Source organism: Paenisporosarcina sp. P4_D4, assembly GCF_056401835.1.
In genome coordinates this window covers 25330-34542 of record NZ_JBFUIO010000023.1, presented here as the reverse complement: position 1 = coordinate 34542, position 9213 = coordinate 25330, and the positions used below count along the sequence as shown (strand labels likewise).

Sequence of the window (9213 nt, the reverse complement as noted above, 5' to 3'; positions counted from 1 at the left end):
TCTGCAAAATATTTAAGTTGGAAGGTGGTTGGCTATTTCTGAAGACTCCTGCGGAAAAACGAAACAAGCTAGACCCCACAGGCTCAGCTGTCATGACAGCTGAGCCGAGGAGGCTAGCGTTTCGTCCGCGGAAAGCGAAAGAAATAGCCGACCACAATCTTTTTCGATAGAGTGCAAAAAATAAGTACTCAAGTTTTATACTTTTATATTAATTATTCTTTTGTCAAAAAGCTGAAAGGACTTCCACCTTAGGGTGAGAAGTCCTTTTTAATGTCTAGTTTCAAAAGCTAGTCTGCACATAGTAAATGGACAAAAAACCCAAAATTAGAGAAGGTCTGTGCCTTGGCCGGAGTCTGGCGAGGGAGAGATTTTGTGCTTATCTTTGTGGGCATCTCCAAGCTTTAGTACAAAATCAAGAGTGTCTCTTAGATTTTTTAAATAAAAAAGGTTAATAATAATGGTTTTGTCATCAATTTGTCAAGCGGGATTTCCTTGAATTACGGGTCTATTTCGGCTATAGTCAAAAGAGTAAATTGAACCTATTGGAGGACTCACTAGATGGCACAAACATATGCAGTGGTATTAGCTGCTGGTCAAGGTACACGTATGAAGTCCAAATTATATAAAGTACTACATCCTGTCTGTGGCAAACCGATGGTTGAACATGTGATCGATCACATTCAAGGTATTGGAGCCGAACGAATTGTGACAATCGTTGGCCACGGTGCTGAAAAAGTACAGGATCAACTGGGAAGCCGTAGTGAGTACGCACTTCAAGAACAACAACTCGGTACGGCCCATGCAGTATTGCAGGCAAGTGAGGTATTAGGAAATCTATCTGGGACAACTCTTGTCATTTGTGGTGATACTCCGCTGATTCGCCCAGAAACAATGAAAGCGCTTCTAGCACACCATCACGAAACGGCTGCGAAAGCAACGATTCTTACTGGGATTCCTGAAAATCCTACAGGTTATGGCCGCATTATTCGTAATGCAGAAGGACATGTTGAACGCATCGTGGAACAAAAAGATGCTTCGCCTGAAGAACAAAAAGTGAAAGAAATTAACTCTGGCACATACTGCTTTGACAATGAATCCTTATTCGCAGCGTTAAAACTTGTGAAAAATGATAATTCTCAAGGTGAATATTATTTACCGGATGTTATTGAAATATTGAAAAACCAGGGCTCTATCATTTCTGCTTATGCGACAGATGATTTTGAAGAGACTCTAGGCGTAAATGATCGTGTGGCACTATCGCAAGCTGAAACATTGATGCGCGAGCGGATCGTTGAGAAACATATGCGCAACGGTGTAACTATTATTAATCCAACAAATACATTCATCAGCGCGGATGCGGTAATCGGTTCAGATACTGTGTTGCAACCTGGTGTCATAATTGAAGGAGTCAGTGAAATCGGGGAAGATTGCCTGATTGGTCCGAATAGTCATATCACAAACAGCAGAATCGGTCATCGTACAACTGTCCATTCGTCCGTTGTCACTCAAAGTGTTATTGGGGAAGATACGGCTGTTGGTCCGTTTGCACACATTCGCCCAGATTCAGAAATTGGCAATGCTGCAAAAATCGGCAACTTTGTAGAAATTAAGAAAACGAAATTAGGTAACCAATCGAAAGTATCACACCTAAGTTATATTGGTGATGCTGAGGTTGGTGAACGAGTAAATATTGGCTGTGGTACGATTACAGTGAACTATGATGGTAAGAATAAATTTGTTACAACAATTGAGAATGATTCATTCGTAGGGTGTAATTCAAATTTGATTGCTCCTGTCAGCATTGGTCAAGGCGCTTATGTAGCGGCTGGATCGACCATTACGAAAAATGTGCCAGCACAAGCTTTGGCAATTGGTCGAGCCCGTCAAGAAAACAAAGAAGGATATGTCAAAAAAAACTAAACTTAAAATAATAGGAGGAACATCATGGCTTACCATTATGCAGATACTAAATTAAAAATCTTTTCATTAAACTCAAACCATTCACTTGCGAAAGAATTGGCGGATGAAGTTGGGGTATCTCTAGGGAAAATTTCCGTAAACCGTTTTAGTGATGGTGAAGTTCAAATAAACATTGAAGAAAGTATTCGTGGCTGTGACGTCTTCATCATTCAGTCAACTTCTTCTCCTGTAAATGAAAACTTAATGGAGCTTTTAATTATGGTAGATGCTGTGAAACGTGCTTCAGCACGCACAGTTAACGTTGTTCTTCCTTACTATGGTTATGCCCGCCAAGACCGTAAAGCACGTGCTCGTGAACCAATCACGGCTAAATTAGTGGCAAACCTTCTTGAAACTGCTGGTGCAACTCGTGCTATCGTGTTAGATTTGCATGCACCTCAAATCCAAGGTTTCTTCGATATTTTAATCGATCATTTAATCGCGGTACCTATTTTGTCTGACTACTTCTTAGAGAAAAACATTGACCCATCTGAAATCGTGATTGTTTCTCCTGATCACGGTGGAGTTACACGTGCACGCAAAATGGCAGATAGATTGAAAGCACCAATTGCCATCATCGACAAACGTCGCCCGCGTCCTAATGTTGCAGAAGTAATGAACATTGTTGGTAATGTGGAAGGCAAAATAGCCATCCTAATCGACGATATCATTGATACAGCGGGTACAATTACAATCGCTGCGAATGCATTAGTAGAAAGTGGCGCGAAAGAAGTATATGCATGCTGTACACATCCTGTATTATCAGGTCCAGCAATCGAACGTATCGATAACTCAGTAATTAAAGAGTTAGTCATCACGAACTCAATCGAATTACCTGAAGAAAAGAATTCTCCAAAAATCATTCAATTGTCAGTTGCCCATCTTTTAGCTGAAGCAATTGTTCGTGTGTTTGAAGAGAAATCTGTCAGCACTTTATTCGATTGATGCGTCGAATGTTTCATTTTCTGTAAGTTGGGTAAACATAATACCAGAATGACTTACACAGGAGAGTGAAAATAGATGGCTACAACAGTAAAAACACAATCACGTGAAATAGGTAAACGATCTAATTTAACGAAATTACGCGATGAGGGCTTTGTGCCTGCAGTCGTATATGGTTATAAAACAGAATCTTCTTCAATCGCAGTTAGCGAATTGGATTTATTAAAAACACTTCGTGAGGTTGGGCGCAACGGTGTAATGAAATTAGACGTTGATGGTAAACCAGTAAATGTAGTATTAAGTGACTACCAAATGGACGTTTTGAAAGGTAAGTTCGTCCATGCTGATTTCTTGGCCATCAATATGTCTGATGAATTAGATGTTAACGTAACGATTGTCATAACTGGCGATTCAGCTGTCGTTAAAGAAGGCGGCGTTTTGAGCCAACCAAATCGTGAAGTTACAATTAAAGTAAAACCTTCTGCAATTCCAGATTCAATTGAAGTAGATGTATCGGGTCTTGCAATTGGTGAGACATTAACAGTTGCTGATATTCGTGATAAATCTGAATATAATATCTTGAATGAAGATGATTTCACGTTAGTATCCGTTTCTGCGCCTCGTTCGGATGAAGAGTTAGAAACTACTGCTGATGAACCAGCTGTAGCGGAAGACGGAGAAAGCGAAGAAGCGTCTAAAATTGAAGGCCATCCAAAAGCAGAAACAAAAGAATAACCAGTATAATCAAAATGGGATTGTCTTTGGACAGTCCCATTTTTTTATGAACTATGTGCTTTGTGGTAAAATGGGAATCATTCAGAAGATAAAGGACGTATCGTTTATGAAAATGATTATCGGACTCGGCAACCCGGGGAAACCGTATGAACACACAAGGCATAATATTGGTTTTGATGTGGTGGATGAGTTGGCAAATCGATACAATTCTCCATTGAATCAAATGAAGTTCAAAGGAATGTACTCTATAGTACATAGACCTGAAGGAAAAGTTTTACTCGTTAAACCGCTTACTTATATGAATCTTTCTGGCGAATGTGTGGTCCCGATGATGGATTACTACGAAATAGCAGAAGAAGATATTGTGGTCATTTATGATGACCTGGATCTGTCGGTAGGTAAACTGAGACTTCGTCAAAAAGGCAGTGCAGGCGGGCATAATGGCATTAAATCGTTGATACATCATTTAGGTACACAAAACTTCAATCGCATCCGAGTAGGCGTAGATCGCCCACCTGCAGGCATGAAGGTACCTGACTATGTTTTATCAAGGTTTACATCAGAGGAAAAACCTTTGATGGATGAAGCATTGAAAAAAAGTGCAGATGCCTGCGAAGATTGGTTATCTTCACCTTTTCTTGAAGTGATGAATCGTTTTAATGGTGCATAAGGAATAAATTGAGTTCGACCGGTCTATACTTTGAAAAAGGAGGCCGGTCCGTACTATGGCAATTCATGTAAAGTGTCGGCACTGCAAGACAGAAATGGGGCAGCTATCAGGCCAATCCGCTCTGCAGCATGGTCGAGTAAAGCAAATGAGAGAAGAATTTGCAGAAGAGTTCTTCACACAAGATGAAGAAGGAACATTAACAGTGTCCAGCATTTGTGAGCATTGTGAAAAATCTCTACGAGATAACCCAAACTACTATGCTATACAAAAGTGGATACAATAAGAATAAGCTTTGGCGCGGGTCTCGCGCACAAAGCCTTTTTCTGTTTAGATAGCACTGGTTTTTGGTTATTAGAGTGATAGAACACATCTCTATCTTTTCATGTCTAGCTCCAAGTGCCAGCCCGCACCTAAGCTTGGGCCAACAGGATGTTGGTGATGAAGGCGTCGCGACACGATGTCGCGGATTTAGCCTTCCATCCCAATATCATGCGAAAGCAGGCTTTCGAATCGGACTTCCAGCACCGGAGTCGGACTAGATTGGCTCTTTGCGCTTTTCTTATAAGGAGGTTCGTATGGAACCATTACATCAATTATTTATGAAAGACCATCATATAAAGACGTTGCTGACAGATCTTCAAACTGGAGTCGATCAGCAGCTTGTGACAGGCCTCACGGGAGGAGCCCGTCCACTATTTATACACTCTATGGCAAAGGAGACGGAGAGACCAATTTTAGTAGTGTCCCCGAATCTATTACAGGCACAGCGATTGTTTGAAGATATGGTAAAGCTGCTAGGTGAAGATGAAGTTCGTTTATATCCAGCTGATGAATTAATCGCGGCAGATTTGTCTGTATCGAGTCCAGAGCTTCGTGCAGAGCGTATTGAAACGCTTGATTTCATGCTGTCCCAAAAACGAGGAGTTGTCATCACACCAATTGCAGGTCTTCGTCGCCATATGCCAAATTTAGCTCAATGGAGAGCGAGTCGCCTAGAAACAGCTATCGGACAAGAAGTGAAAATGGACGAATGGCTGGATCAGTTAGTGGCGATGGGTTACTCCAGACAAGCAATGGTTACCGCGCCGGGAGAGTTTGCTTTGCGTGGAGGTATTTTGGATATTTATCCGATTTACTTGCAACATCCAGTACGTCTTGAATTTTTCGATACTGAAGTGGATTCAATACGCACGTTTTCTGCGGAAGATCAGCGTTCCATTGAAAAGCTGAAAGAAGTCTGTATCCTGCCAGCAACGGAATTTGTGTGGACGCGACAACAACTTATGATTCTGGCTGAGAAATTAGAAGAATCATTGGCTGGTAGTTTAAAAAAATTGAAGAAGCCCGAAACGAAAGAACTTCTGCTTCAACATATCAATCATGACATCGAATTGCTGAGACAAGGCGATATTCCAGAACAAATGACGAAGTATGTATCCATTCTCGAAGACCACCCTACTTTCCTGGGCGATTATTTTGCTCAAGACGGTTTGGTGTTATTTGATGAGCTCGGCCGTATACAAGAGACAACGGATTCATTGGAACGTGAAGAGAAAGATTGGTATGTTTCATTGCTTGAAGAAGGCAAGACGGTTCATGATGTAAAGCTTTCGTTCAGTTTTAAAGAAATTCTTGGGATGTTGGATCAGAAGAAAATTTATTTTTCTTTGTTTGCTCGTACTTTCTCGGGTATTTCATTAAAGAAATCGATTGCGTTTTCTTGTAAACCAATGCAACATTTCCATGGGCAAATGAGTGTCCTAAAAAACGAAATGGAACGGTTTGAAGCCGGCAAGTTCTTTATTTTTGTCTTGGCTGAAGGAAATGAACGTCAGAAAAAAGTAAAAGACGTTTTGGAAGATTACGGGATGGACAGTCATGTCCTTACGAAACAAGAAGCACCAGATCAACCAGGGATATATATTATCGATGGAGAAATTTCGAGTGGTTTTGAATTGCCACTCCAACGAATTGCCTTAATGACGGACGAGGAACTATTTAAACAGCGACCTAAAAAGAAATCACGTCCACAAAAAATGACGAATGCTGAACGAATCAAAAGTTACTCCGAAATCAAACCTGGTGATCATATTGTTCATATTCACCACGGGATTGGGAAATATATAGGCATTGAAACGCTTGAAATCAATGGCATTCACAAAGACTATTTGCACATTCGCTACCGTGCGGAAGATAAATTGTTTGTACCGGTCGATCAAATCGATCAAATTCAAAAATATGTCGCTTCGGAAGAGAGAGAGCCTAAGCTCCATAAGTTAGGTGGCGCAGACTGGAAGAAAACAAAAACTAAAGTCTCGGCAGCAGTACAAGATATTGCGGACGACTTAATAAAACTATATGCCAAACGCGAATCTGAAAAAGGGCATGCTTTTGAGCCTGATCAAGATATGCAGCAAGCTTTTGAAACGGCTTTTCCATATGAAGAAACAGACGATCAATTGCGCTCCATTGAAGAAGTTAAACGTGATATGGAAAAAGAACGACCAATGGACCGCTTGATTTGTGGGGATGTTGGGTACGGCAAGACGGAAGTGGCAATTCGTGCCGCTTTTAAAGCTGTGCAGGACAGTAAACAAGTGGCCTTCCTTGTACCGACGACCATCTTGGCACAACAGCATTACGAAACAATGAAAGAGCGATTTGCCGATTTCCCTGTGGAAGTTGGTTTGTTGAGTCGATTCCGTTCGAAAAAGCAACAAACCGAAACTACAAAAGGATTAAAAGCAGGCACAATCGATGTAGTCGTGGGCACACATCGTTTATTATCAAAAGACATTGTGTATCACGATTTAGGATTGCTTATTGTCGATGAAGAACAACGCTTTGGTGTGACACATAAAGAAAAAATCAAGCAATTGAAAACGAATGTAGATGTCTTGACGTTAACAGCGACTCCAATTCCAAGGACACTACATATGTCGATGATAGGTGTACGTGATTTATCGGTAATCGAAACGCCACCAGCCAATCGTTTCCCGGTGCAGACATATGTAATGGAACAGAACGGTGCATTAGTGCGAGAAGCCATAGAACGTGAAATGGCGCGAGGAGGCCAAGCGTTTTATCTATACAATCGTGTAGAAGATATGGCACGCAAAGTGGAGGAAATCCAAATGCTTGTGCCTGAAGCACGTGTTGGCTTTGCACATGGGCAAATGACTGAAAGAGAGTTAGAGTCCGTCATTCTGGCATTTTTGGAGGGCGATTACGATGTACTCGTTACTACAACGATTATTGAAACAGGGATTGATATCCCTAATGTTAATACACTTATAGTGCAAAATGCAGATCGCATGGGACTCTCTCAACTGTATCAACTAAGAGGTCGTGTCGGCCGTTCAAACCGTGTGGCTTATGCGTACTTCATGTACCAACGGGATAAAGTGCTGACAGATGTCGCTGAAAAACGATTGCAAGCTATTAAAGAATTTACCGAGCTCGGTTCAGGATTTAAAATTGCCATGCGTGATTTATCGATTCGCGGAGCGGGGAATCTACTTGGTTCACAGCAACATGGCTTTATTGATTCGGTTGGATTTGATTTATACGCACAAATGTTACAAGAAGCAATCGAAGAGAAACAAACCGGCGTGAAACAGGAAGAAGTGCTTGATGTCGAGATTTCCTTGCCGTTTGATGCCTATTTGCCAGATGCTTACATTCCTGACGGATTCCAAAAAATTCAGATGTATAAACGCATTAAAGCTGTTGATAGTGAGAAAGACTACGAAGATTTAGTGGATGAATTAATTGACCGTTTTGGAAATATGCCGATTGAAGCAGAACGCTTAATGCGAATCGCCCGTATTAAAGTTTGGGCAAAAATTTCAGGTGTTGAATCGATTAAAGAACAACAAAAACAATTGGTCATAAAATTATCGAAAAAAGGCACACAAAATACGAATGGTGCCATGTTAGTGGAATCTTCAATGGACTATGGGCGAGCGGTTGGTTTCCAAATGAATAACCAACAACAATTACTTGTAACAATTGATGAAAAGAAAACTGCAAAACATCATCCATTCGATGTTTTGGAAGCCATGATGAAGCATTTGCCTGAAGCTCGAAAAGAAGTGAATTCCTTTGTTGGGGAGTAATGGAGACGCTTGCATATTTTATCCAAACATGACGCATACTGAGATAGAAATCAAAGAAATTTGAATTCTGTCGAAAGTGAGGCAACAAAGATGAAAGCTACAGGTATCGTCAGACGAATTGATGACCTAGGCCGTGTCGTCATTCCGAAGGAAATTAGAAGAACGCTTCGCATCCGTGAAGGAGATCCACTCGAAATATTTACGGACCGCGACGGCGAAGTCATTTTAAAAAAGTATTCCCCAATTAATGAACTCGGTGATTTTGCTCAGGAGTATGCTGAAACGCTTTATGCGACACTTGGCACTCCCGCTTTGATTAGCGACCGTGACGAAATGATTGCAGTAGCAGGTGTATCAAAAAAAGATTATTTGAACCGTCGACTGTCTTCTCAAGCAGAAGACATTCTACAAATGCGAACCATCGTTACGGAAAAAATCGAAAAATCGGTAGAATGGATTCCGGGACAAGTAGAACAAGTCAAATCGTATTGTGTAGCACCAATCATTGCTAGTGGTGATCCAATCGGCGCGGTCTACTTACTCTCAAAAGTCCACTTCATCGGTGAAGCCGAAATCAAAGCAGTAGAAACAGCAGCCCATTTCCTAGCCAAACAAATGGAACACTGAAAAGTGAAGTGCGCCGTGGTAGACCGACGCTGGCGCTGGAAGGATCGACTCGAAAACTTGTTTTCGCAGGAGAGCCTGAAGCTTAGGTGCGGTCTGGCGTACGTAACTAGACACTGAAAAGTGAAGTACGCCGTGGTAGACCGACGCCGGCGCTGGAAGGAT

Annotated in this window: 7 protein-coding genes; all 7 read left to right on the top strand. The window is 41.4% G+C overall.

The annotated features are described in order from the left end of the window. Window positions 1-558: 558 nt before the first annotated feature. The 7 genes from glmU (at window position 559) to spoVT (ending at window position 9051) form a co-directional block, all read left to right on the top strand. Window positions 559-1920: a bifunctional UDP-N-acetylglucosamine diphosphorylase/glucosamine-1-phosphate N-acetyltransferase GlmU gene (gene glmU / locus AC1DSL_RS08015; RefSeq protein WP_477531818.1), complete on the top strand. Its 1362-nt coding sequence runs from the start codon at window positions 559-561 to the stop codon at window positions 1918-1920. 24 nt (window positions 1921-1944) lie between these two features. After that, complete coding sequence (locus tag AC1DSL_RS08010; protein ID WP_016429955.1) at window positions 1945-2904, top strand: ribose-phosphate diphosphokinase; 960 nt, start codon at window positions 1945-1947, stop codon at window positions 2902-2904. A gap of 75 nt (window positions 2905-2979) precedes the next feature. Further along, on the top strand, window positions 2980-3636 hold the full coding sequence (locus tag AC1DSL_RS08005) for a 50S ribosomal protein L25/general stress protein Ctc (protein WP_477531817.1): 657 nt from the start codon (window positions 2980-2982) through the stop codon (window positions 3634-3636). Window positions 3637-3742: 106 nt separating this feature from the next. After that, on the top strand, window positions 3743-4306 hold the full coding sequence (pth, locus tag AC1DSL_RS08000) for an aminoacyl-tRNA hydrolase (RefSeq protein WP_477531816.1): 564 nt from the start codon (window positions 3743-3745) through the stop codon (window positions 4304-4306). A 55-nt stretch (window positions 4307-4361) separates the two neighbouring features. Then, on the top strand, window positions 4362-4589 hold the full coding sequence (locus tag AC1DSL_RS07995) for an anti-sigma-F factor Fin (RefSeq protein ID WP_016429952.1): 228 nt from the start codon (window positions 4362-4364) through the stop codon (window positions 4587-4589). Between the two features lie 292 nt (window positions 4590-4881). After that, window positions 4882-8424 (top strand): transcription-repair coupling factor, encoded by a 3543-nt coding sequence (mfd, locus tag AC1DSL_RS07990; RefSeq protein WP_477531815.1) that lies wholly within the window; start codon window positions 4882-4884, stop codon window positions 8422-8424. Window positions 8425-8514: 90 nt separating this feature from the next. Next, window positions 8515-9051, top strand: a complete 537-nt coding sequence (gene spoVT / locus AC1DSL_RS07985; protein WP_016429950.1) for a stage V sporulation protein T — start codon at window positions 8515-8517, stop codon at window positions 9049-9051. Window positions 9052-9213 lie beyond the last annotated feature (162 nt).